Origin of the sequence: Kitasatospora atroaurantiaca (genome assembly GCF_007828955.1) — a bacterium.
Taxonomy (GTDB): domain Bacteria; phylum Actinomycetota; class Actinomycetes; order Streptomycetales; family Streptomycetaceae; genus Kitasatospora; species Kitasatospora atroaurantiaca.
Map to the genome: position 1 here is coordinate 3576952 of NZ_VIVR01000001.1, position 23882 is coordinate 3600833.

The 23882-nt window shown below is 70.6% G+C and carries 22 protein-coding genes and 1 pseudogene; 9 read left to right on the forward strand and 14 right to left on the reverse strand.

Features of this window, described 5'->3' with window-relative positions; genetic code table 11:
* Positions 1-182 precede the first annotated feature (182 nt).
* Positions 183-275 (reverse strand): annotated as a pseudogene (locus FB465_RS37945) (prevent-host-death family protein); the annotation flags it as partial.
* Positions 276-1176: 901 nt separating this feature from the next.
* Here FB465_RS37945 and FB465_RS16465 point away from each other — a divergent pair.
* A complete protein-coding gene (locus tag FB465_RS16465) occupies positions 1177-3753 on the forward strand; it encodes a SpoIIE family protein phosphatase (protein ID WP_425461250.1) in 2577 nt (858 codons plus the stop codon).
* A 427-nt stretch (positions 3754-4180) separates the two neighbouring features.
* Here the strand turns inward: FB465_RS16465 and FB465_RS16470 are convergent, their stop codons facing one another.
* From FB465_RS16470 to FB465_RS16485, 4 genes are all read right to left on the reverse strand, one after another.
* Complete coding sequence (locus tag FB465_RS16470; protein WP_246192685.1) at positions 4181-5155, reverse strand: MASE1 domain-containing protein; 975 nt, start codon at positions 5153-5155, stop codon at positions 4181-4183.
* Between the two features lie 234 nt (positions 5156-5389).
* Entirely contained in the window at positions 5390-6721 is a 1332-nt protein-coding gene (locus tag FB465_RS16475; RefSeq protein WP_145791501.1) for a PP2C family protein-serine/threonine phosphatase, read from the reverse strand.
* Positions 6721-7041, reverse strand: coding sequence for a hypothetical protein (locus FB465_RS16480; RefSeq protein WP_145791503.1), 321 nt, complete (start codon positions 7039-7041; stop codon positions 6721-6723). Before FB465_RS16480 ends, FB465_RS16475 begins: the two co-directional genes overlap by 1 nt.
* Positions 7042-7074: 33 nt before the next feature.
* Positions 7075-7257 carry a hypothetical protein gene (locus FB465_RS16485; RefSeq protein WP_170290607.1) on the reverse strand — a complete coding sequence of 61 codons (183 nt, stop codon included), beginning with the start codon at positions 7255-7257 and terminating at the stop codon, positions 7075-7077.
* Between the two features lie 419 nt (positions 7258-7676).
* Between FB465_RS16485 and FB465_RS16490 the strand changes: the two genes are divergently transcribed.
* Entirely contained in the window at positions 7677-8873 is a 1197-nt protein-coding gene (locus tag FB465_RS16490; protein WP_145791507.1) for an IS110 family RNA-guided transposase, read from the forward strand.
* 126 nt (positions 8874-8999) lie between these two features.
* On the opposite strand, the gene FB465_RS16495 is transcribed toward FB465_RS16490, so the two are convergent.
* On the reverse strand, positions 9000-10418 hold the full coding sequence (locus tag FB465_RS16495; protein ID WP_145791509.1) for an MFS transporter: 1419 nt from the start codon (positions 10416-10418) through the stop codon (positions 9000-9002).
* 124 nt (positions 10419-10542) lie between these two features.
* Here FB465_RS16495 and FB465_RS16500 point away from each other — a divergent pair, with 124 nt between their 5' ends.
* Together FB465_RS16500 and FB465_RS16505 are read left to right on the forward strand one after the other, a co-directional pair.
* Entirely contained in the window at positions 10543-11478 is a 936-nt protein-coding gene (locus tag FB465_RS16500; protein ID WP_342791809.1) for a LysR family transcriptional regulator, read from the forward strand.
* Positions 11479-11647: 169 nt separating this feature from the next.
* Complete coding sequence (locus FB465_RS16505; RefSeq protein WP_145791511.1) at positions 11648-12775, forward strand: NADH:flavin oxidoreductase; 1128 nt, start codon at positions 11648-11650, stop codon at positions 12773-12775.
* 95 nt (positions 12776-12870) lie between these two features.
* On the opposite strand, the gene FB465_RS16510 is transcribed toward FB465_RS16505, so the two are convergent.
* Both FB465_RS16510 and FB465_RS37715 read right to left on the reverse strand, forming a co-directional pair.
* Positions 12871-13683, reverse strand: a complete 813-nt coding sequence (locus tag FB465_RS16510; protein WP_145791513.1) for an isocitrate lyase/PEP mutase family protein — start codon at positions 13681-13683, stop codon at positions 12871-12873.
* Positions 13680-15074 carry a cytochrome P450 gene (locus tag FB465_RS37715; protein WP_342791810.1) on the reverse strand — a complete coding sequence of 465 codons (1395 nt, stop codon included), beginning with the start codon at positions 15072-15074 and terminating at the stop codon, positions 13680-13682. Before FB465_RS37715 ends, FB465_RS16510 begins: the two co-directional genes overlap by 4 nt.
* A 65-nt stretch (positions 15075-15139) precedes the next feature.
* Between FB465_RS37715 and FB465_RS16525 the strand changes: the two genes are divergently transcribed.
* Both FB465_RS16525 and FB465_RS16530 read left to right on the forward strand, forming a co-directional pair.
* Entirely contained in the window at positions 15140-15826 is a 687-nt protein-coding gene (locus FB465_RS16525; protein ID WP_145791514.1) for an ArsR/SmtB family transcription factor, read from the forward strand.
* Positions 15827-15964: 138 nt separating this feature from the next.
* Complete coding sequence (locus tag FB465_RS16530) at positions 15965-16468, forward strand: sigma factor-like helix-turn-helix DNA-binding protein (protein WP_211785979.1); 504 nt, start codon at positions 15965-15967, stop codon at positions 16466-16468.
* 116 nt (positions 16469-16584) lie between these two features.
* Here FB465_RS16530 and FB465_RS16535 read toward each other — a convergent pair whose 3' ends face one another.
* The gene (locus FB465_RS16535) at positions 16585-18147 is read right to left on the reverse strand and encodes a PLP-dependent aminotransferase family protein (protein ID WP_145791516.1); all 1563 of its coding nucleotides are present in this window, start codon (positions 18145-18147) and stop codon (positions 16585-16587) included.
* Positions 18148-18302: 155 nt separating this feature from the next.
* Here FB465_RS16535 and FB465_RS16540 point away from each other — a divergent pair, with 155 nt between their 5' ends.
* On the forward strand, positions 18303-18794 hold the full coding sequence (locus FB465_RS16540) for an Lrp/AsnC family transcriptional regulator (protein WP_246192687.1): 492 nt from the start codon (positions 18303-18305) through the stop codon (positions 18792-18794).
* 99 nt (positions 18795-18893) lie between these two features.
* On the opposite strand, the gene FB465_RS16545 is transcribed toward FB465_RS16540, so the two are convergent.
* Complete coding sequence (locus FB465_RS16545) at positions 18894-19739, reverse strand: SDR family oxidoreductase (protein WP_145791520.1); 846 nt, start codon at positions 19737-19739, stop codon at positions 18894-18896.
* An 81-nt stretch (positions 19740-19820) separates the two neighbouring features.
* Between FB465_RS16545 and FB465_RS16550 the strand changes: the two genes are divergently transcribed.
* Positions 19821-20426 carry a TetR/AcrR family transcriptional regulator gene (locus tag FB465_RS16550; protein WP_145791522.1) on the forward strand — a complete coding sequence of 202 codons (606 nt, stop codon included), beginning with the start codon at positions 19821-19823 and terminating at the stop codon, positions 20424-20426.
* Between the two features lie 112 nt (positions 20427-20538).
* Here the strand turns inward: FB465_RS16550 and FB465_RS16555 are convergent, their stop codons facing one another.
* Positions 20539-21555, reverse strand: a complete 1017-nt coding sequence (locus FB465_RS16555) for a sigma-70 family RNA polymerase sigma factor (RefSeq protein ID WP_425461182.1) — start codon at positions 21553-21555, stop codon at positions 20539-20541.
* A gap of 86 nt (positions 21556-21641) precedes the next feature.
* Positions 21642-22394 carry an SDR family oxidoreductase gene (locus FB465_RS16560; protein WP_145791526.1) on the reverse strand — a complete coding sequence of 251 codons (753 nt, stop codon included), beginning with the start codon at positions 22392-22394 and terminating at the stop codon, positions 21642-21644.
* 347 nt (positions 22395-22741) lie between these two features.
* Between FB465_RS16560 and FB465_RS16565 the strand changes: the two genes are divergently transcribed.
* Positions 22742-23068 (forward strand): carboxymuconolactone decarboxylase family protein, encoded by a 327-nt coding sequence (locus tag FB465_RS16565; RefSeq protein WP_145791529.1) that lies wholly within the window; start codon positions 22742-22744, stop codon positions 23066-23068.
* A 2-nt stretch (positions 23069-23070) separates the two neighbouring features.
* Here the strand turns inward: FB465_RS16565 and FB465_RS37525 are convergent, their stop codons facing one another.
* Both FB465_RS37525 and FB465_RS16570 read right to left on the reverse strand, forming a co-directional pair.
* Positions 23071-23205, reverse strand: a complete 135-nt coding sequence (locus tag FB465_RS37525; protein ID WP_281292347.1) for a hypothetical protein — start codon at positions 23203-23205, stop codon at positions 23071-23073.
* 127 nt (positions 23206-23332) lie between these two features.
* On the reverse strand, positions 23333-23764 hold the full coding sequence (locus FB465_RS16570; RefSeq protein WP_145791531.1) for a hypothetical protein: 432 nt from the start codon (positions 23762-23764) through the stop codon (positions 23333-23335).
* Between the last annotated feature and the right edge of the window lie 118 nt (positions 23765-23882).

The window sequence follows — 23882 nt, forward strand, 5'->3', positions numbered from 1 at the left end:
GGGTCCGACTCACGGACTGACCGCCGTATCGACTGTCTTGTTCGGGAGTTGTCGATCCGCTCGGAGGAGCCGCTGCACTCGCAAGCGGATGGGCCCTCATGACCTCAGGAGGCTGGTCAGGAAGCCCCACCGCTGTCTTGTCGGCCCGCATGCGGCGTGAACCGCGTGACGTAGGCCATGGATCAGGCGTGGTGGGCGCGGAGCATTGCAGCCATCTCCTCGAGCGATACCGATCCCTCGGAGCCTCCAGCCTCCGCCTCGTCGGCCAACCGATTGGACATCCGCAAGGTGACTGCGGACCTCGGCCATGGATTCGAGATGTGCATCAATGCCAGCTTCCGACTTCGGTAGTCCTGGGCGAAGCACGGATGACGCGCTCCACGTCATCGCAGCTCAGGACGCCTGTGACCATCCCTGGACGACCGGACGAACGCTTGGAAAGCGTGTTGGGGGCAACCCCTCACGAGTTCGAATCTCGTATCCTCCGCAGCTGGAAGGCCCGCACCGTTCGAACGGTGCGGGCCTTCTGCGTTCGCAGTCTGCGCGATCTGTCCCGAGCCGGCCGGCATCCTCGGCGGCCGCCGGGGTCCACGCCGCGCAACGCGGCCCGGCGAGCACGGTGAAGCGCGACCACACAAGGTCCAACGTCGAAATCCGGGCGCCCTGCCGGATGGCCCACGGATGCGTTGCCCCGGAGCCCGGCGCGCCGTCCGGGTTGAGCGCGATGTCCTCGCGCGACGGCAGGTCGGAGACCGGGCCGCTGACCCCTGTCGAGTCGTACCGGTAACCCAGCACCACGGGTCGGAACAGTGCGCCTCGCCGGTCGGCACAGCGGGTCGTGTCCGTGAATCCGGCCGCGCGGCCGGAGACGTCCGGTTCGCGATGACAGGGAGTGCTAGAAATGATTACATGCGCGGGTTTCGCCGGTTTTCGGCACTGGGTCGCCTGCCCTGGTGCGGATCGAGCCGCCTGTTGGCCGACAGACACCGAGGCCGTCGGCGAGGTCACGCGGCCTCCGACCATGGGCGTGAAGCCGGACAAGACGGCCCCGCCCCGCGTCGCACCGGCGGCCGGTCCGGGAAGGCGTACCCGACCTCGTTCTTCAGCGTGCGGAGCGTCGCAGTCCAGGCGTTCGTCTGGCAGCTGACGGTCCTCGTCCTGATCGCAGCTGCCGCGATGGTGGCCCTGGTGCTCAAAACCACGAACGACGCCCAGGCCGATGCCCGCCACCGGTCACTCGCTGTCGCGGCGGGCTTCGCGCACTCCCCGGGCGTCGTACAGGCGCTCCAATCGCCCGATCCCACAGCGATACTCCAGCCGCTCGCAGAAGCAGCCCGACAAGGCTCCGCCGTTGACTTCGTCTCCGTGCTCAGCCGGAGCGGGATCCGTTACACCGACCCCGTACCGGGTCTGATCGGCCAGCGTGCCCAGGGCGACATTGCCCGGGCGGCGGCCGGGCAATCCTTCACCGAGGTCTTCGAGGGCGAGCCGCAGAACGCGGTCCGGGCCCTCGTACCCGTCACCGACGCACAGGGCGCGGTGATCGGAATCGTCTCCGCGGGCGTTCAGACCGTGGACGTCGGCGCCGAGGCGAACCGCCGGTTGCCGGTCCTCATCGGTGCTGCAGCGGGCTCGCTGGCCCTCGCTGCAGGCGGAGCGGCGCTGGTGAGCAGGCGGTTGCGACGCCAGACGCATGGCCTGGGCCCCGTCGAGATGACCCGGATGTACGAGCACCACGACGCGGTCCTGCACTCGGTCCGTGAAGGGGTGCTGATCCTGGACGCGGACCGGCGGCTGGTGTTGGCCAACGACGAGGCCAGGCAGCTGCTCGGCATGCACCCGACCGCGGAGGGCCTGCCTCTCGACGAACTGGGGCTCGATCCGGAGATGACCGCGCTGCTGGCATCCGGGCGCACCGTCACAGACGAGGTGCATCCGGCCGGGAACCGCCTGCTGGCCGTCAATCTCCGGCCCACGGCTGTCCGCGGTGGGCCCGCCGGATGCGTGGCGACGCTGCGGGACACCACCGAGCTTCGTGCGCTGGCCGGCCGGGCAGAGGAGGCGCAGGATCGCCTGAAGCTGCTGAACGAGGGCAGCGCGCGCATCGGCAGCACCCTCGACCTCACGCGTACCGCACAGGAACTGGCCGAGGTGGTGGTACCCCGGCTCGCCGACTTCGTGAGCGTCAACCTCCTGGAGAGCCTGCTGGGCGGAGACGAGCCTCCGCCGGGACCGATTACCGGCGCCGTCCTGCGCCGGATGGCGCACCAGTCCGTCCGGGCGGGCGCGCCGGAGGCCTCGGTCGAGGTGGGCGAGGTCGCGTTCTACCCGGAGGAATCACCGCAGGCCCACTGCCTGGCGACCGGGCGGTCGGAGCTGCTCCAGTTGGCGGACCCGGCCACCAGCGCGTGGCTGGCTGCGGACCCCGCACGTCTCGCCAAGAGCCGCGCATACGGGTTCCACTCGTGGATCGAGGTGCCGCTGATCGCACGGGGAACGACGCTCGGCGTGGTGGACTTCGTCCGGTCCCGGCGTCCCGAGCCGTTCGAGACCGATGATCTGGTCCTGGCCGAGGAGCTGGTCGCCCGGACGGCCGTCTGTCTGGACAACGCCCGGCGCTTCAATCGCGAGCGTACGGCGGCTCTCACGTTGCAGCACAGCTTGCTGCCACGGCGGCTGCCGGAGCAGTCCGCAGTGGAGGCGGCCTTCCGTTACCTGCCGGCCGATCCCCGGCTGGGGGTGGGCGGCGACTGGTTCGACGTGATTCCGCTGTCCGGCGCCCGGGTGGCGCTCGTCGTCGGCGACGTGGTCGGACACGGCATTCACGCCTCCGCAACCATGGGCCGACTGCGCTCCGCTGTACGGACCCTCGCCGACGTCGACCTGGCTCCGGACGAGCTGCTCACACAGCTCGACGACCTCGTCATCCGACTGGCCGCCGAATCCGAGACGGACTCGGAGTTCGCCACACCCGGAGAAGTCGGCGCCACCTGCCTGTACGCCGTCTACGACCCGGTGTCGGGCCACTGCTGCCTCGCCCGCGCCGGACACCCGGCACCCGCCGTCGCCCTGCCTGACGGCACTGCGGCCATTCTGGACCTGCCTGCCGGACCCCCACTCGGCCTGGGCGGGCTCCCCTTCGAAGCGGTTGAGACGGTACTGCCCGAGGGGAGCCTGCTCGCCCTCTACACCGATGGCCTGGTCGAGTCCCGACAGCGTGGGATGGACGCGGGGCTCGAAGCTCTGCAGCAGGCGCTGACGGTCCCGGGACTCTCGCTGGACACCCTGTGCGACAGGATTGTCGGGACGCTGCTTCCGGACCACCCCGCCGATGACGCCGCCCTGCTGCTGGCTCGTGTCCAGCGCCTCGACATCGGGCAGGTCGCCACCTGGGACGTGCCCGCCGATCCCGCGGCGGTGGCCGGGGTCCGTGCGGACGCCGTCCGCCGGCTGTCGGCATGGGGTTTGGAGGAGGTGGCTTTCGTCACCGAACTGGTCGTCAGCGAGCTCGTCACCAACGCCATCCGGTACGGCGGCGATCCGATCCAGCTGCGGCTGATCCGCGACCGCACGCTGATCTGCGAGGTGACCGACGGCAGCAGCACCGCACCGCACCTGCGCCGGGCCCGCGTGTTCGACGAGGGCGGCCGGGGCCTGCTGCTTGTCGCGCAGCTCGCGCAGCGCTGGGGTGCGCGACAGACCACGAGCGGCAAGATCATCTGGTGTGAGCAAACGCTCCCTGCAGGCGTCTGAGGACTCACGAAGTACAGCAACCAGGCCTCCCGACACAGTCGGGGCCTTCGTCGTCCCGTGGTCTCAGTTGCGATTTCGGGGCCTCACCGCTCGCTCGTCGCTCTAGCCCTCGGGCGCCTCTGCAGGTTCGTTCTACCGCGGACTGCTGACCGTACGGGCGGTGTCGGGGCAGGGCCGAGCCTGCCAGCGCTCATCACACTGAGTAGTTGCCGCCGAGTGGCAGCCTTCGCACTTGATGGACGTACGGTGCGGTGGTTGGTGCGGTCGTTGCGCCTGGCTTACTTCAGTCCGAGCACCTGATCTTGGCCGGGCTTGAGCGCTTCCCGGGCATCGGTCGTTGGTTGCAGCTGGTTGCCAAGGCCACACTGGCCTGCGTCTGCCCACCTCAGTCGCGCGCTACTAGGGGCGCCAACTCAGAGATGGACCATCATGGTCGGGTCTGTCCGCCGTTGTCCTTCTCGTCGGCATGGCCTTCGGTAAGCGTTGGTTCGGCGCTGATGTTCAGCGCGGCTCTCCTGACCATCTCGGAGAGTCGCCGGCATGCCTGTTCGATCTCTGCCTGGGTCTGGTTTCGCTCGGTGATGGCCGCCGAGAGCAGAAGCGCGGTCAGCGCGGCGGTGCCGTTGAACGCCTGCAGGGCAATCATGTTGGTGAGCAGGCTGTGACCGGCGAACGGGCCTGATCTGCGGGTGGCGGCGACGATCGCAAAGGTGGTTACCGCCAACGCGCAGGGTGCGGCTGCGGCGTGCTGGAAGCGGAAGGCCGCCCAGGTCAGCAGCGGAAGGCCAAGGAAGATCAGTGGTGTGGGCGTGGTCTCGAGGAAACCGACGCCGATCGTGGCAGCCACCAGCAGCGCTCCCTCCGCCCATCGGGATGGTGGCGCGTCCTTCGCCCAGTGCGCCGAGCGCAGGGCGAGCAGCACTGGCGCGACCAGCAGGACGCCCATGGCGTCGCCGGTCCACCAGACCCACCATGTGGGCCAGAACCCACCGGCGGGCAGTGCACCAGCGAGGTGCAGGGTGAAACTGCCCACCGTCGCGCTGATGAGCATGCCGGCGAACGCGCCGAGGAAGACCAGCGCGAGTGCGTCCTGGAAATGGTTCATCCGGGTACGGAACCCGGTGCGGCGAAGGAGCGCGTAGGAACAGAGAGGCGCGAGTGTGTTGCCTACCGTGATCGCGATCACGGCAGTGGTCGATGGCCCGAGTGAGATGTTGATCAGGAAGGCGCCGAGTGCGATCCCGGGCCAGGCCCGCAGGCCGGTGAGGAGCAGGCCGGCCAGGGCGATGCCGGTCGGGGGCCACAGCGGCGTGACCTGACCGCGCACGAGCTGCTGGAGCAGCCCCAGCTTGCCCGTGGCGTAGTACAGCGCGGCGACGGCACCGATCTGCAGGGCAGTCATGCCACCGCGCTGGAGCCTGCCGCGGCTCACAACAGTCATCGGGAAGTCTTCCCCTCAGCCTTGCCCCGTCGTCCATCGTCCGCTGCCTCCACCGGATCCACCACACTGCCGCTCATCTGTGTGACCTTCGCAATGTGCTCTGTCGCACTTGCTTCAGGTGACCGCCCGGGGGCGGTGTCGCGCCCTTTCCTGACGGTTCCACCTCCAGCCGTATCGCTGTGCGCTTGTGCGGCTTCAGCGCGGCGTGCGCAGGGCGAGGATGGCCATGTCGTCGTGCCCGTCGCTGGGGTGGTGGTCGGCCAGGGCCTGCACGAAGTCCTGCAGGGGCAGGGCGGCGTGCCTGGTGGCGAGTTCGGCGAGTTCGTTCAGGCTCTCGTCGATGGGGTGGTCGGGGTGTTCGATAAGGCCGTCGGTGAAGAAGACGACGGTGGTGTTCGAGGGCAAGGGGTGGGTGTGGTCGGGGCGGGGCTGCCCGCAGTCGACGTTCAGTGGTAGTCCGGGCTCCGTGAACAGGTACTCCGCCCGGCCGCTGGGGGTGATCAGCAGCGGGGGGACGTGGCCTGCGAGGCTCCAGTGCAGCCTCCAGGCAGCCCCTGCGGGTTCGATGCGCGCCAGGCTGGTGGTGGTGACGGGGTTGTCGGTGATGGCCTGCAGGGTGCGATCGAGCTGGGCGAGGACCGCGCTGGGTGGGGTACGCAGGTGGAACAGCAAAGCGCGCAGCATGTTGCGAGTGGAGGCCATGGCGGCGGCGGCATGCAGATCGTGGCCGACTACGTCGCCGATGACCACCGCCACCGCGCCGTCGGGCAGCGGGATGGCGTCGTACCAGTCCCCGCCAACAGTGTTGGGCTCGGCGGCGGGCCGGTAGATGGCGGCGGCGGCGAAGGGCCGCAGGTCGGGCAGTGTCGGCAGCAGGAGCCGCTGGAACTGTTCGGATCCGGCACGAACCTGTTCGAAGAGGCGGACGTTTTCAATCGCGATACCGGCGGCGCTGGCCAGGGCAACGACGATGTTCTCATCGCGCACGTCGAAAGGCTGTCCGTCGCATCGCTCGGAGAGGTAGAGGTCGCCGTAGATTTCGCCGCGGACGCTGACGGCGACGCCCAGCAGGGTGCGCATGCGCGGGTGGCCGGGCGGGAACCCGACCGAGGACGGATGGAGCGAAATATCCTCGACCCGAAGCGGCTCCGGGTGCCGGATCAGGTGTCCGAGCACGCCCAGGCCGCGAGGAAACCCCACCTCGGCCAAGGCCGCGCGTTCCTGCTCGGACGGGCCGACGGCGATGAACTGCTCCAGAAACTCACCGGACTCGTCAAGTACTCCCAGTGCCCCATAGCGGGCGCCGACCAGCTCCATGGCGGTGGTCACGATGCGGTGCAACACTGCGGGCAACTCCAGCTCCCGTGTGATGGCCATCACCGCGTCCAACAAGCCCTGAATCCGGGCCTTGGCAGCCGCCAAGGCCCGGAGCTGCTCGTCGATCCGACCCAGCTCGGCGTCCAAACGCCCCAGCACGTCAGGCCGCCTCGGCTGGCCCGCTCCTCCCCCCTCCTTGCCGCCCGCCATCACGACCGCCTGCTGGACCGGTACTCGTTCTCGGTGGCCTTCGACCGGCAGGAGTCGGTGCCAGTCTGGATCAAGGTCCCTTTGAACTGGATCAAAGTCCCTTTGAAGGTGAGCGGGTCGGCGGTCGCCACGCACAGACGAGGGCCGGCGAAGGTCTTGTCCCACTCGCTGAACCTGGCGCGGATGATCGGCAGCTTCGGCTCCCGGCATGCCTCGTCGACTATCGCGTCTTCCAGCTCAGCTTCTGGCAGCGGCATCCATCGCGGGGGCGGCATCAGATGCGCCGAGAGCGTGTCGTCGGCGCTCTTAGCGAGGTTCACGCGCTCGTGTCCTTGTCTTCGTCGTCGCGGATGTCACCGGCACAGGAGCCTGTCGTACTTGGACAGGTCCGACCAACGGGCGCGGATCCGGACGGCAACCGCCGAACCTGTAGCGAGATCACCTTCGACGCCGGCATCGAGGTCGACGCCGTCCACGATCACCCGGTACGGGCTCGGAGTAGCGGGGAACAGCACCCCGTGATCGACCTGCGCCATCATCCTGCCCTCCCCTCCTGCCACCTGAGCTTCCTTACTCCAAGCTAGAAGCCGTCTGTGGCGCCCGCCCGTCGAGCAACCGGCTCGGCCGGCCTCCTGAAGTTCCGGTAAGGGGGAGGCCCCGAACGCTCCTCGGCGATCGGGGCCTCCATGGCACCGTCGGTCCGTGGGGACTCTCGGGCTCAGGCGGCTCTACCTTCTGAGCTGGGTTGATCGAGCCACTCGTAAGGTTGGGTCGCCCAGGGGTGCTGGGTGTGGCTATCAGGCGGCTGCCGTCTCGTGGCATACGACGCTTCGCCGCCCAGCACCCCACGACGACTCGGCCGCCGATTAGGAAGTGCGAGCAAGTCGCTGAGTAGAGCAATGCCGGCGAGGTCGTCCGTGGTACGAACAGAACGAACACGCACGTCAGGAGCACGATGAGCCGGATATGGGCGGGGATCGACAGCGGCAAAGGCCACCACCACGGCCTGGCCCTGGACACCGAGGGCAAGACCCTGATGTCGCGGCGGGTCGCCAACGACGAGCCCGAGCTGCTGCAGCTGATCGGCGACGTCCTCGCCCTGGCCGGCGGCGACCAGGTGACCTGGGCGATCGACATGACCGGCGGGGAACCCGCCCTGCTGCTGAGCCTGCTCGTCGCCCACGGCCAGGAGGTCCTGTACATCCCCGGCCGCCTGGTGAACCGCGCGTCCGACGGCTACCGCGGGGAAGGCAAGACCGACGCCCGCGACGCCTACGTGATCGCCGACCAGGCCAGGATGCGCCGCGATCTGCAGCCCATCCGTCCCGGCGACGAGGCCGCGATCGAGCTCAAGCTGCTGACCGGCCGCCGTGCCGACCTGGTCGAGGACCGCACCCGCGCCGTCAACCGTCTGCGCGGCACCCTGCTGAGCATGTTCCCGTCCCTGGAGCGGGCCCTGGATGTGACCAACCTCGGTCCGCTCAAGCTGCTGACCGAGCATCAGACGCCGGCCGCGATCCGCCGCGTCGGCGTCGCGCGGCTGACCAAGTGGCTGGCCAACCGTAAGGTCCGCAATGCCAGAGCCCTGGCCGAAGCGGCCGTCGAGGCCGCCCAGCGCCAGCACACCTCCGTCCCCGGGGAGAAGACCATCGCCAGGCTGGTCCACACTCTGGCCGAGGGGGTGATGGCCCTCAACGAGCAGATCACCGAGATGGACAAGCTCATCGAGGGCCGGTTTCGCGAGCACGAACTCGCCGAGATAGTCGAGAGCGTCCCCGGCATCGGCGCCGTGCTCGGCGCCGAGTTCCTGGCCGGAGTCGGCGGCAGCCTGGATGGCTTCGCCTCGCCGGACGCTTTGGCGGCCTTCGCCGGTGTCGCCCCGGCGCCACGCGACTCGGGCAAGGTCAGTGGCAACCTGCATCGGCCGACCGTCTACCACCGCAGGCTCCAACGGGTCTTCTATACCTCGGCGTTGGTGAGCATCCGCTGTGATCCGAACTCGCGGGTGTTCTACGACCGGAAGCGCGCCGAGGGGAAGAAGCATGTCCAGGCCGTGATGGCCCTGGCCCGCCGACGGGTCAATGTCCTGTGGGCGCTGATCCGTGACCGACGGTGCTACCACATCACACCCCCAGTGACCGAGACGGCTTGACAACGACATTAGGAAGCGTCTTCGGTGGAAGCCTCTGGGTTGCTGTCAGCCCCACCCCAGAGCAGGCCGCCGATCTCCTTGCCGACGTCGTGGAGCATCGGGTCGGTGACGTGCTGGTACCCCGGATCAGTCGATCCAGCGGACGACGAGCACCGCGGCCAGGGCTACCGCAAGGGCGACCGCCCGGAAGCCGGAGTCCATGGCCGCGGTCAGGGCGGCCGCCGATGCCCCGCTGCCGGCCGCGTTCGCGCCCAGCGCGGTGCCCATGGCGGCGACCCCCAGGGCGCTGCCCACTTCGCGGGCCGCACCGTTGACCCCGGAGCCCATTCCGGCACGTTCGGCGGGCAGGGCCGCCAAGATGCCACCGGACAGCGGGGGCAGCGCCACACCGATGCCGGCCAGCGCCAAGGCCGGGCACAGGATGTACAGCGCGTACGGGGTGTCCGCGCCGACCAGGGAGAAGGCCGCGAGGCCGACGGTCAGGGCGGCGAACCCGAGGGCGACCACCCGCTTGGCTCCCCAGCGGCGTACCAGTGCGGTGGAGGACCGGGAGGCCAGCGTCATCGCGACCGCAATCGGCGCCAGCGCGCAGCCCGCCAGCGCGAGGGAGTAGCCGTGAGCAACCGTCAGGTACTGGGCGTTGACGTAGAACATGGCGAACGCGCCGGCGAAGGCCACCGTCACTCCGAGCGTCCCGGCCCGCACCGGGCGCCGGGTGAACACCCGGGGGTCCAGCAAGGGGTGACGCCGGCGCAGCCCGAGGAGGACGTACACCACCGTGATCACGGCCGCCGTGGCGAAGGAGCCGAGCACCCAGCCGGAGGTCCAGCCGCGCTGTCGGCCTTCGATCAGTCCGTAGATCAGCGCCACGATCGCTGCTGCCAGCAGCACCGAGCCGGGTGCGTCCAGCGGTACCGGGCGCCGAGGCGTCCGCGGTGCCCGGAGTGCCGTGGCGAGAAGAAGCAACGCGCCGGCCGCTCCGAACACGATGAACAGCCCCTGCCAGGGCAGGTATTGGAGCACCAGGCCGCCGACGACATTGCCGAGGATCCCTCCGACGGCCAGCGACGCGGTCCAGGTGGCCACCGCGTGCGGGCGGCGGGCCGGTGGGAAGAGCAGCATCAGCAGTCCCAGGGTGACCGGCAGCGCGAGTGCGGCACCCGCGCCGGCCGCCAGCCGCCCGGCGATCAGCAGCGGCACGTTCCCGGCCGCCGCCGCCAGTACGCTGCCGCCGGTGAACAGGCCGAGCCCCATCAGCAGTACGCCCTTGCGGCCGAGCCGGTCCGCCAGCGCGCCGCCCGGGATCAGCAGACAGGCGAAGGCGATCAGGTAGGCGTCCACGATCCACACCAGGGCGGTCGGGCTCGGGTGCAGTGCGCTGTGGGCGAGCGAGGGGACCGCGAGGTTCATCGCGGCCGCCATCGCCTGCAGCGTCCCTGCACAGAGGGACGTCAGGACGAGTGTCTCCCTGCTGCGCGGGTGCCCCTCGGGCGCCGACGAGGACGCGTCGGGGGCCTCCCGAATCGGTATCTGCTGCGCTTCCACGGCGTCTCCTCCGGTCTCGGGTCAGGACCAGAACGACGTTAGGAGCGGCGTCACATGACGGCAAATGCACTATTCTCAAAGATATTTTGCAGCAGACGCAATTATGCAGGTGAGGGGGTGCTCTATGGGCGCCATGACCCGGGACATCGACCTGAATCTCCTCGTCGCTCTCGACGCGCTGCTCGACGAGTGCTCGGTCACGGCCGCCGCCGACCGGCTCGGCCTGTCCGCGCCCGCGATGAGCCGCACCCTGGCCCGGATCCGCACCGCGTTCTCGGACCCGATCCTGGTCCGGTCCGGACGGTCGATGGTGCCGACCCCGCGCGCGGAGGCCGTGCACCAGGAGGTCAAGGCCCTCCTCGACCGCTCGCGCGCGCTGTTCGCCGAGGGCCGCCCGGTGGACGCATCGCAGCTGGATCAGACGTTCACGATCGTCGCCGACGACCTGCTCTCGATCGCCCTCGCCACCCGGCTCCTGCCCCGTCTCCAGGAGTCCGCCCCCGGGGTCACCGTCGTGCTGCTGTCCGAGGGCCATCACCACGACGACCTCGTGCTGCGCGACGGGACGGCAGACCTGGAAATCCGAGTGATCACCGCACCGGCACCCGAAACCCGCGTCGAGACGCTCCTCACCGACGAGATGGTCACCGTCGTCCGGCACGGACACCCCCTCACCCGGAGCCCGCTCACCCCGGCCGCCCTGGCCGGCGCCCTGCACGTCACCACCTCCCGACGCGGCCGGCTGCGCGGTCCGCTCGACGAGGCACTGGAGGCCAGGGGACTGCGCCGCCGGGTGGTCGCGGCGATGCCGACATTCGCCGCCGCGCTCCACCTCGTCGCCGCATCGGACCTGGTGGCCCAGACCCCGGCCCGAACCGGCGCACCCCTGATCGCCGCGCTCGGCCTGGCAACCCTGCCGATCCCGCTGTGCCTGCCGCCCATCGAGATCTCCATGGGCTGGCACCCCCGACTCGACAACGACCCCGCACAACGTTGGTTCAGGGAACAGGTGCGTACCGCTCTGGCCCGACCCGCCGAGGCCGAGCCCGGCCGTGGGTAGCACCCAGGACACCCAGGGGCACCCCTGAGCTCGCCCTCCCACGGCGCGTGTCCGGGATCACAGGGCGGCTCGCCGGGCGGGCGAAATGCCGTGACCGCAGGAATGGTTGGCACCTGCACGCATTCAATGCATGCGCACATACCGCCTGGTACTTACGAGGAGCACCCCCGTGACCGTCACTGCGTCCCCCGCCTCTCGCGCGGCCGAGATCCTCTCCCGGCCGGTCGCGCTGAACGGCCTGACCGTCCCGAACCGCATCGTGATGGCGCCGATGACGCGCATGTTCTCCCCGGGCGGCATCCCCGGTGAGGACGTCCGGTCGTACTACGCCCGTCGCGCCGCCGCCGGTGTGGGCCTGATCGTCACCGAGGGGACCTACGTCGGCCACGAGTCGGCCGGGCAGAGTGACCGTGTGCCGCGGTTCCACGGTGAGGAGCAGCTGGCGGGGTGGGCGAAGGTCGCCGAGGCCGTTCACGCGGCGGGCGGCACGATCGTGCCGCAGCTGTGGCACATCGGCATGGTGCGCAAGCAGGGCGAGCCGCCCTACGCCGACGCCCCCGCCGTCGGCCCCTCCGGCATCCGCGTCGACGGCACCGAGGGCACCGGCAGGGCGATGACCCGGCGCGACCTGGACGACGTCATCGGCGCCTTCGCCGAGGCCGCCGCGGCCGCCGAGCGCATCGGCTTCGACGGGGTCGAACTGCACGGTGCCCACGGCTACCTCCTCGACCAGTTCCTGTGGGCGGGGACGAACCGCCGGACCGACGCCTACGGCGGCGACCCCGTGGCCCGTACGAAGTTCGCGGCCGAGATCGTGGCCGCGGTCCGCGAGGCCGTCTCGCCCGAGTTCCCGGTGATCTTCCGCTACTCGCAGTGGAAGCAGGAGGCCTACGACGCGAGGCTCGCCGAGACCCCGGACGAGCTGGAGGCGATCCTGGCCCCGCTCGCCGCGGCCGGCGTCGACGCCTTCCATGCCTCCACCCGCCGCTACTGGCTCCCGGAGTTCGAGGGCTCGGAGCTGAACCTCGCGGGCTGGACCAAGAAGCTCACCGGCAGGCCCACCATCACCGTCGGCTCGGTCGGCCTCGACGGAGACTTCATCCGCGGCTTCATGGGCGAGGGCGCCCCGGTCCAGGGCATCGACAACCTCCTCGACCGCCTGGAGCGCGACGAGTTCGACATGGTGGCCGTCGGCCGCGCCCTGCTCCAGGACCCGGAGTGGGTGAGGAAGGTTCTGGGTGACCGGTTCGAGGAGCTGAAGCCGTACGACGCGGCGGCGCTGAAGACCCTGAGCTAGGAACCCATGAGTATCCCGCCGGAGCTGCCGGGTGCCTGGGTGGCCGCCCGGCCTCCGTCGGCGGGCTTGACCGCTCCGAGGCCGAGGCCGGCGAATCAGTCCGCCGTGGTCGGTGGCACGTCCGACGACGACACATGCACACCTCCGGAACTGAGGTTCTGCGCTGCGGCGTACGTCCATGTCTCGCTACTCGTGGGCCGTCCCGCCCGGATGTCCAGGGCAGTGCGCACCGCCGCGCCGAGTGCACGTCGGAACAGGAGGGAGCCGAGGCTCACCCTGGATACGCCCAGCTCGGCGAGCTGGGCGACGGTGGGGCCGGAGGGGGAGTAGAGAATGTTCAACGGGGCATCGAGGGTTCCGACCAGGGCGGCGATTCCCGGTGGGTCGGACAGGCCCGGGACGAATGCGCCATCCGCGCCTGCCTGTTGGTACGCAAGGAGCCGGCGCGCAGTCTCGGCCTCACGGCCGCCCAGCCAGTAGGTGTCGGTGCGAGCGTTGACGAAGAGGTCCGGCACGGCGGCCTTCACCGCCGCGATCTTCGCCGAGTGCAGGCCCACAGGTGTGAGCGAGCCGTCGGCCCTGCCGTCCTCGAGATTGATGCCCACCGCGCCGGCGGCAGCAAGCCAACGGGCCAACTCGGCCACCTCCGACGGGTCATCACTGAACCCGCCTTCGGCGTCCACGGTCAGCAGGAACGACCCCGTGCCGAGCCGACGGGCCAGAAGCAGGGTCTCGTCCCTGGTGAGCGCCATGCCGTCGGGCATGCCGGCCGCTGCGGCCACTCCGAGGCTTGTCGTGCCGATCGCCGGGAAGCCTTGCTCGGCCAAGGCCGCGGCCGAGGCGCAGTCCCAGGCGTTGGGGAGCAGCAGCGGCCTGCCGGGGTGGTGGAGTGCGGAGAAGCTGGTCACGAGGTGTGTCCGTCCTCGGTGGGCGTGAGGTCGCCGATGGCATCGGCATAGTAGGCCGACTCCGCGAGATGGAAGGCGATCTGACGGAACGTCCAGCCGTCGCCCGGCGAGCAGTCGAGCTGCTCGGCCGTCAGGGCGCCGAGACGGTTGGCCCAGATCCCGGCGAGCCGAGTGAGTCGGCTGTGCGCCTCGTCGAGGTCGTCCCGTGTGAAGGGGGCGAGGTCGGCCTTGGTGGTGATCGCCGATGCGTGCCAGCGGTCGGGTTGCGTCTTCTCCCCCGCGACGCGTGCCTCCAACTCCGCCAGGTGATCCAGGAGATGGTCGGCGACCCGTCGGATCGCCTTGTGCGGGGTGTAGATCCGGTCGTCGATCGGAAAGGGGTCCCCGTCCCAGGCCGTCCAGGTGTCGGCGAGGGCCAGGACATGCCCGACCATGGCGGTGACGGCCTCAGCGGGGTCGCGGTCGTCGGTGGCCGGAATGTCGTCCGCTGATGCCCGGTCCAGTACCCCGGCCGCCAGGGCCAGTGCATGGTCCCGGCCGGGACAGAGGCGCGGCCGGACGCCGAAGGTGAGGGGAGGCGGACCCGTCCGTTCGGGATCGAAGGTCCGGGGATTCGCGAACACCTGCGGATCGCGGTTGGCAGCGGCGATGTCCAGGATCACCAGGTCGCCCTCGGTGATCTCGACCCCGGTGACGCACGTGTCACGGGTTGCGACCCGGCGCATCGCCCGCACCGGAGGGTCGTGCCGCAGGGTCTCGATCAGCAGGGCCTCGACGGAGGGGACGGCCGAAGGACGGTCGGCCGGTCGTCGGGCGTGCTCGATGAGCCGGCCGGTGGCATCGCAGGCCTGCACGAGCAACCCGATCCGATTGGCGGCGGCCTCCAGCCGCGCGTCGGTCACCTCGGCCGTCCGCGCCCGGTCGGCGCCGGGGTCGAGCAGAGCGGCAGAACCGGCCAGGTCCGCGGACTCGGCGGGCAGCATCCGCGGAAGGAGCCATGCCACCGCCGCGTCGGCCTCGGGGGCATCGTCGCCGAAATAGGCCCCGGCCACGATGGTGACGGCGTCCGCGACCTCGTCGGCAGCGGACAGCCCGAGGCCCTCGGCGAGAGTCCGGACCACCAGTCGGCGGGGCGTGTCGGCGGCTCCGGACGCGACAGCCCGCCGAAGCGCCGCGGGATCGAGGCGGGCCAGGTCCGCCTCCACCAGGGCCCGGCGGCGGGCGTGGGTGGCGTCCGAGCTGAAGCGGGCCACCGTGGCGCGCAGCCAGGCCATGCTGCCGGGAGGGCCGGAATCGGCCGGTACCGGGACAAGAAATGGGTCTGCGAGGGCAAGGCAGACGTCGCCGTACCGGTCGAACTCGTGCACGGACCTGGTCATGGAGCTGGTCATGGCCGCAACGCTAGGCGCGCAACACTTCGGCGCCTGCCGAACTGTGCCAAGGGCATGATGAAGCTATGTCACTCGCTCGGACCGCCGGACTGCTCGCCGACCCGACCCGGGCCGCGTTCTGCGTGGCCCTGCTCGACGGACGGGCCTGGACCGTCGGCGAACTCGCGCGCCACGCCCGGGTATCGCCGTCCACAGCTAGCGAACACCTGTCCCGTCTGATCGCGGGCGGCCTGCTGGCCGAGGAGCGCCAGGGTCGGCACCGCTACGTCAGGCTGGCGAACCCGACGGCGGCGGCCCTGATCGAGGATCTGTCCTCGTACGCCCCCTCGGTCGTCCCGGCACCGAAGAACCTGCGTGAGTCGGCACGGACGAGTGCCGAGGCGCGTGCGCGGACCTGCTACGACCATCTCGCCGGCCACCTGGGTGTGGCCGTCTCCGACGCGGTCCTGAGCCGCGGTCTGGTCGCCGACGACGCAGGTCTCGTCGTCACCGAGGCGGGCAAGGCCTGGCTCGCCGAACTCGGCGTCGACCTGAGCGCCCTGCGCGGCACCAGGCCGGTGATCCGCAGCTGCCTGGACTGGACGGAACGCCGGACTCACCTCGCCGGCGCGGTGGGCGCGGCGTTGTACAGAAGGGCTTTCGAGCTGCACTGGGTGGAGCGGATCGGCTCCGGCCGAGCCCTGAGGATCACGCCGGGCGGCAACCGGGCTTTCGAGGAACTACTGGGCATCGACGTGCGAACGGGCGCCTGAGTCGAAGTGACGGCATTCACGGTCTCAGTTCCGGTCTCATTCAGCGCCGTTCAGCCACGTGCAACCGCCTGGACGATGGCCCGCACCGTATGACGGTCCGGGCCATCGTCATCTCGTGACTCAGGGCGGTTCGTCCGCCTGCGGTCAGGATCTCGGGCCGCGCGACCGCTCCGGTCGGCCTCGCGGGCCGCACTGCTGCTGTTCGACGTCCTCGGCTTCTCCGCCGCCGAGATCGCCGCCATGATGGACACCTCGACCACGTCGGTGAACTCCGCCCTGGCGCGGGCCCGCAGACTCGTCGCGGAGAAGGTTCCATCCCCCAGCCAGCAGCAGACGCTGCGGAAGATCGGCGACGCGCGTCTCCGGGAGACCGTCACCGCGTTCTCCTCCGCGTTCGAACGCGGCGACGCCGACGCCCTGGTGGCACTGCTGACCGAGGACGTCACCTGGTCCATGCCGCCGCTGGCGCACTGGTACCACGGCATCGAGGCCGTGACCGACTTCGCCGTCCGGGCCCCGCTGACCAGATGCCCCAGCTGGCGGCACCTGGCGACCAGCGCGAACGGCCAGCCGGCGCCGTGGCGTTCTACGTCGGGAGCCACGCCACCGACGTGCACCTCGGCTGGTCGATCACCGTGCTGACCATGCGCGGAGATCGCATCGCCGAGATCACCTCGTTCCTCGGCCCCGAGCACTTCCCGTCCTTCGGGCTCCCGGCCTCGCTGCCCTGACCCGGTGGCGACGCCTGCCGTTGACGGCTACCCCGTGAAGACCGGGTCGTCGGCGAGATCGTCCAGCAGGGCGTCCAGCTTCGCCCGGTCGACCGAGGGCATCAGGAAGACGTGCACATAGCTGCGGCGGGTGCTCTGGTCGCCCGGGGTGGTCAGTACGTTCTCGGAGGACAGCGACCACTTGGCCACCAGCTCCGGGCTGGGCTTGCGGAACCGCACGGTGATGGAGCCCGGGGTACGGGCCGGCCACAACTCGACGCCCTTCTCCTGTTCCAGGGCGTGGAGTCGGTGTTCCAGGTAGCCGGCCAGCTCCTGGGCCTTGCGGATCCGGTCGACCTGGTCCTGGTAGGAGTGCCGGGACAGGTGGTCCCAGAGCATCAGCGGTGAGAATCCGTTGCGGGATCCCGCGAAGGTGCTGTCCGGTGCGCCGATGTATTCCGGCTGGGACGGCGGGTCGCGCTGGTACTTGACCTTCGTCATGAAGACGCCGCACGGCCACGGGACGCCGGGCCACTTGTGCCCGCTCATGGCGATCGACGAGACCATGTCGAGGTCGCCGAACTCCCGGGTGGGCAGGGTGAGACCGAAGTCGAACTCCGGCAGGTTCTCCTCCGGCGTCCAGCCGAACTTCGCCGGGTCCTCGGCGGCCATCCGCAGGAACGGTACGTAACCGGCCCCGAGGGCGCCGTCCACGTGGATCCAGAAGCCACGCCGCAGCTCGACCAGCGGCCTGCCGGTCTTCGGGTCCCGGCCATGGACCACCTCGCGCTGGATCAGCCCGTGCTTCTCAAAGATCGGCAACAACCGCTCACAGGCCTGACGGACGTCGTCGTGGGCGCCCTTGAAGGTGCTTCCGAGGTTGAAGTTGACGAAGATCGGGTGCCCCTTCGCGGCGAAGAACTCCACCAGCACCGCCAGCGCGTCGACGTCCATGGCGCCGGGGCCGTCCGAGGAGTTGCCCGACGGGCCGGGCTGCGAGGGCACCTCGGTGGGCCAGGGGCCGCCCAGCGGACACTCGTCCGGGTACCTCTCCAGGCCCACCGCGTGGAAGGTGTCGACGCCCAGTACCCGGACCGCCTTGGCGAAGGAGTAGTGGGTGTCCTCCGAGTAGAACGCCACCGGCCGGAGGGCGTCGGAGCCGGGGAGGGTGTTGGAGCCGCCCAGGTAGTCCCGCGCGTTCCAGAGCGCGTACATGTTGCCCTCGGTCGAGCCCATGGACAGCATGTAGCCCCAGTACGACTCGGGGTCGGCCGGGTCGTACGGCCGCTCGGCGTGCCAGAGCTTGGCGTAGTAGTCGAGCACCGCGCGTTCGACGACCTTGGTGTTCGGCTTGTAGCCGCCGCTATGGAACGGGTCGCCCAGGTTGTTGATGTTGCTCAGCATGAACCGGGCGAGGTCGAGGGCGCTGCCCGCCATGTCCTGGGTGGCCTGGTAGCCGACCAGGTGCCGGCGCTTGCGCGTCAGGTACTCGTCCATCCGGTCGAGGGCGCGCAGGCGCTCCTCGTCGGCCAGCCCGTCGGCAGGGATCTCGAAGTCGCTACCGTCCAGCTCCGCGTCCGCACCGACGGCACGGGTGATGGTGGGGCTCATGACGCGGCACTCCGGGTTCGCTGTGAGGGTCGGCCGGGGCCGCTCGCAGCAAGGATGGAACTTTCCGATGCACGGGCGACGGCATTCCGAAGAACATTCGGAAAGTCCCCGTGATCTCTTGCGAATCGACAGTATGAGCGGGGACGCTGGGTGGCGTGCCGAATTATCCGCAGGTGCCGCAGGCGCCCATCGACGACATCGACCAGGCGATCCTGCGCGCCCTCGTCGACAACGCCCGTACGCCGAACAACGCGCTCGCCGAGGCGGTGGGCATCGCCGCCTCGACCTGCCTGGCCCGGGTACGCGCGCTGCGGGAGCGCGGGATCATCCGAGGCTTCCGGACCGAGGTCGACCCGGCGGCGATCGGGCTGGCGCTGCAGGCGATGATCTCGGTTCGGCTGCGGGCGCACACCCGCGAGCAGAACGAGAGCTTCCGGAGCACGGCCCCTGACCTGCCCGGCGTCATGGCGGTGTTCCACATGGCCGGATCGGACGACTACCTGCTGCACGTCGGCGTGGCCGGCCCGGAGGCGCTGCGCGACTTCGTCGTGGACCACCTCACCACCCACCCGGCAGTGGCGCAGACCCGGACCAACCTGATCTTCGAGCAGATACCCGGCCGCCGCTACCTGGCGCCGAAGTCGTGACCGTCCGACGACACACCCCGCCGCACCGGATGCGGCGGGGTGTCTCGTCGGACGGTCTGCCGGAGCGCTCGGGCGTCCGCCGCTCGCCCGGAGCGGGTTCTACCGGAAGGCGGGCAGGTTGCGCGCCACCCATTCGCCGAAGGACCTGGCCGGACGGTGGAGGACGTTCTCCACGTCGGGGCTGATCACCTGCTCGGCCGGGAGCGGGACCCCGAGGACGTCCAGGGTGCCGCCGATGACCTCCTCCGGCATGAACTGCGCCATGTGGGCGTGGGCCTCCTCGCGGGAGAGCTCCCTGAAGCCGATCTCCTCGCCCAGAGCCTCGGAGATCACCGCAGCCTGCCGACGCGGGCCGATCGCCTCGGGGCCGGTCAGCTCGTACGTACGGCCCGCGTGGCCTTCGTCGCGCAGCGCGGCAGCGGCGACCTCGGCGATGTCCGCCGGGTCGATGACGGGCAGCGCCACATCTCCGAACGGGGCGAAGACCGTGCGCTTCGTGCGGACCGCCTCGGCCCAGGCGAAGGCGTTGGAGGCGAAACCGGCCGGGCGAAGGATGGTGAAATCCGGTCCGGACGCGCGCACGGCATCCTCGAACTCGCGCAGGCGGGTGTGCGAAAGAGCCTCAGGGCGTGTGGAGTTGAGCTGGGAGGAGAGCAGGACGAGCCGCTTGACGCCGGCGGCCTCGGCCGCTTCCAGCAGGGCCTTCGGGCTCTCGCCGCGGCCGTTGAGCTCGCCGCCCAGCAGGATGAAGAAGGCATCGGCGCCATCGAGGACCGGCCGCATGCTCGCGGCGTCCCCGAGGTCGGCCCGGGCGTGCCGGACGCCCGCCGGAAGCCCGGCGGGCTCCGGCCGGCGCGAGACGGCCACGACCTCCTCGCCCGCCTCGGCCAGCAGCGGCACCAGCGTCCGCCCGATGTTGCCGGTCGCACCCGTCACGACGATCATGGCAATCCCCCAAATGAGTTAGTTGGCTGACTTGGTAAGACGCTAACACGGACCTCCGGGGTGCTGTCTATAGTTGGTTGGGTGACTGACTCAGTGAAGCCCCGGGCAGCGCGGGCGGCCGACAAGCGCCGACGGCTCACGGCCGCGGCAGCCCAGGTGCTGCACGAGCAGGGCGTCGAACGGACCACCCTCGCCGACATCGCGCGCGTGGCCGACGTCCCGGTCGGGAACGTCTACTACTACTTCAAGACCAAGGACGAACTGGTCCAGGCCGCGCTGTCCGAGCACACCGCACACCTGGACGAACTGACCGGCCGGCTGGACCAGTTGTCCGACCCGCTCGAACGCCTCAAGGGCCTGATCGAAGCCTGGGTCGGCCGGCGCGACATCGCCGCCCGCTACGGCTGCCCCACGGGCACCCTGGCCGTCGAACTCGACAAGCGCGCGGACGGGACCCTCGACGCGGAAGCCGGCGCAGTGATCCGGCGGCTGCTCGACTGGGCCGGGCACCAGTTCCGCGCCCTGGACCTGCCCGACCCGGACGACCTCGCCGTCACCCTGGTCTCCGCCTACCAGGGCATGTCACTCCTGGCCAACGCCCTGCGCGACCCGGACATCATGACCCGCCAGGGCACCCGGCTCATCCACTGGCTCGACTCCCTGAAGGCCCCCGACCGGACCCCTTGACCACGTACCGGCACCGGGCGCCCGCAGGCCGGGTGGCCGGGTCGGCGGCCTGGCGCGCATGCTCCCTCTGCGGTCCGGAAGCCGGACCGCAGCGGCGTGAGGTGATCAGCCGTCAGGCCGGAGGCCGTCGCGGGGAGAGGGTCGGGCTCAGGCCGAATGCTGTGAGCAGGTCCGGCTCCAGGAAGGTGACGATCCGGGCGATGCCGGTGGAGGTGACGGTGACCACCTGGAGGCCGTGCGCGTGGTGGAGCCCGTCCTCCTCGCGCCGGTAGACGGCGAACGCCGGCTGGCCGTTCGCCGTGGTGGGGACCATCCGGTTGACGCCCGGGCCGCCGAGGACCCTGCTGCCGATGAAGCGGCCGACCGCCTCGCGGCCGCGGAACCAGGTCAGGTGCGGCGGCATCTCCAGCGCCACGTCCTCGCGCAGCAGCCGCAGCAGGCCGTCGATGTCGGCCTGTTCGAAGGCCGTGGCGTACCGGTCGATCAGCCTTCGGTGCTCCGGCTCGGCGGGTTCGGCGACCTCCTCCTCCCGGGGCGCTTCTCGTTCGAGCTGCGATCGGGCGCGCTGGAGGGCGCTGTTGACGGCGGCCGTCGTGGTGTCGAGCAGCTCCGCGACCTCCGAGGCCCGCCAGACCAGCACATCGCGGAGGATCAGCACCGCCCGCTGCCTCGGGGGCAGATGCTGCAGCGCGCTGATCAGCGCGAGCCGGACGCTGCCGCGGGTGGCGGCGATGACCGCCGGATCGGCGAGCGGCTCCAGCCACTCGACGCCGGGCCTGGCGAGGACGAGCGGCTGCTCCGGATCCTCGCTCGGGCCGGCGAGTCCGGAGGGCAGAAGGCGGGTGCTTCGGTGCCGGAGGGCGGTCAGGCAGGCGTTGGTGGCGATCCGGTAGAGCCAGACGCGCAGCGAGGACCGGCCCTCGAAGCGGTCGTACGCACGCCAGGCTCGCAGATACGTCTCCTGGACGAGGTCCTCCGCGTCGTGGATCGATCCGAGCATGCGGTAGCAGTGCACCAGCAGCTCCGGCCGATAGACCGCAGTGAGCCGGGTGAACTCCTCGCGGTCGTCGGCCATCGGCCTCACCCCGTCCGTCCGGCGCACCAATCGCGCACTCGCTGTTCCTGTCATCCTGCCTCCTTCGGCCCGCGGGTCGGTGCAGGTGCTGCATGTCCCCGTAGCGGCCACGCGGGCCTGTCGAAACTCATCGCTCCGGGTCAGCCCAGCGCGCTCAGACCCTCGGCGGCGAGCAGATAGGCGGCCCGGTCGTGACCGGGGTCGGCGGCGAGGTCGAGGACGGCCTTGCCGACCTGCTCGGGGGTGAGGGTCGTTCCGAGCCGGTCGAGGAAGGTGGGGATGTCGACGCCGGCGCGGGCCGCGTACGCCGCCACGGCGGCCTCCCCCAGGCCGGTGGCCGGGGTGAGCTTGGGGAGCACCGAGACGAACCTGATGCCGAGGCCCTCGCGCTGCGACTCCTCGCCGGCGTACGCGGCGACGAACCTGATCGCGGCCTTGGCCCCGGCGTAGCCCCCGCTGATCGGCGAGCCGTTGAGCGCGGCGCCGCTGGAGAAGGCGATCACCGTGCTGCCGGGAGCGAGGGGGGCGAGCAGAGCCTCACGGATCCAGTGGAACGCGTGCTTGACGTCGACCTCCCAATTCCGGCTGAAGGTCTCCCAGGTGTGCCGGTGGATCGGGCGGGAGAGCGGGCTCGCTCCCGCGTTGAGCACGAGCGTGCGCGGCCGGTACCGGTCGATCAGGCGACCGGCCACAACGGGGTCGGTCACGTCCGCGACCACCGGGGTGAACGTGTCGCCGAGCTGCGCCCGGACGTCCTCCAGCTGCGCCCGGTCGCGAGCGACCCCCACGACCTGGGCGCCGGCCTGGGAGAGCGCGACGGCGATGCCGCGGCCGAACCCCCTGCTCGCTCCGGTGACGAGTGCCGTCGTTCCGGCGATGTCCTGCGTGGGCATTCCGAACTCCTTGATCAGTGTCTGTGGCCCGCGGGTGTCGCGGCCCTCACTGATAAGGACTCGATGCGCCGGCAGGAATCATCGCCGCGCGCCGCATCCTCCCGAAGCCTTCGTCGCGTCGCCGTCCCGGGCTCGGTCTCGGTCTCGGTCTCGGTCGAGATCTGCGGCGTCACGGCCCGTCCCGGCCGTGGGAAGCCGCCGACCCACGGTCGTGATCGCGGTCCGCGGCAGCGCCGGGATGCAGTCGGGCCGGAAGGTCCCTAGCGTCGAAGGCAGGAGCTCGACGCAACGGGTGCCGCCCCGCCGCCTGTGCACATCGGGCACACATCACCAGGAGATGGTTCAGCATGGCCACAACATCCGACACCCCTGTCCTGGACACCCTCGCAGCCATGACCCTCGACTCGGTCGAGCGATGCGGGCTGTCCGCGGACATGCTCATCCTCACCCGCATCGCGGCTCTCGCCGCCATGGACGCACCAGCGGTGTCCTACCTCGCCCACATCGACGCGGCCGCCAAGGCCAACCTCACACCGAGGCAGCTGCAGGACATCCTGGTCGCGATCGCGCCCATCGTGGGCACCGCCCGCGTCATGTCCGCGGCCACCCACATCACCGAGGCCCTCGGCATCGCCATCGCCGTGGCCGAGGCTGAGGCCGAGGCCGAGGCCTAGTGTCACGTGCCCTCGATCCGTCGGGCTGCGGCGAGTGAGTCGAGGAACCGGTTGGCGCCCCAGGCGCAGACGGCGCGTTCGAGGGCACGGACGGAGCGGTGGACGCCGCGGCCGCTATGGGCGTGCGCGGACGGCATCGATGGCGTCTGTCGATGCCGTCCGCGCACGCCGACGAGGTCGGGACGGGCCTCGGAGCCAAGCTGGTGCTCGCAGAGACACCGCAGTCGCCACGCCGTCGGGGCCTTCGTCGTTTCGTGGTCGCAGTCAGCCCGTGACCTTGATCGTGACGGTGAACGTGCCCTGGTCGGAGGTGCAGGGCTTCGCCTCCCCGCAGCTGCTGCGCTGCGAGGTCAACTGGGCCGAACCCGCCGCGCGGGCCAGGAAGGTGCTGCTGACCGTGCCGCAGCCGCCCCCCGGGCGGCAGGACGGGGATGCCGAGGACGAGGGAGCGCCGGTCGGCTGGACCAGCTGCGGCGCCGAGCTGGCGACGGCGGACCAGTACGTACTGTGCAGGTCGACCCGGATCGTCGTGCCGACGCCGACGGTGACCGTGGTGCGGTCGGCATGCTCGTCCAGGGCGACCACCGCCTGGCTCGGCGACGCCGAGGAGGAGCCGGCCGGGACCGTGGCGGTCGAGCCGCATCCGGCCAGTCCCAGGAGGGCGAAGCCCACCGCGGCGATTCTCTTCATGGTCATGAGTGTCTCCATCTCCTCCCCCGAGTGCCCGCATCTCGGCCGACACGGATCGGACGCACGAGGCCGGCGAGCGGATCCCCCGAGAACTACGGCACCGGGGCGGGCTTTCGGCCCACCC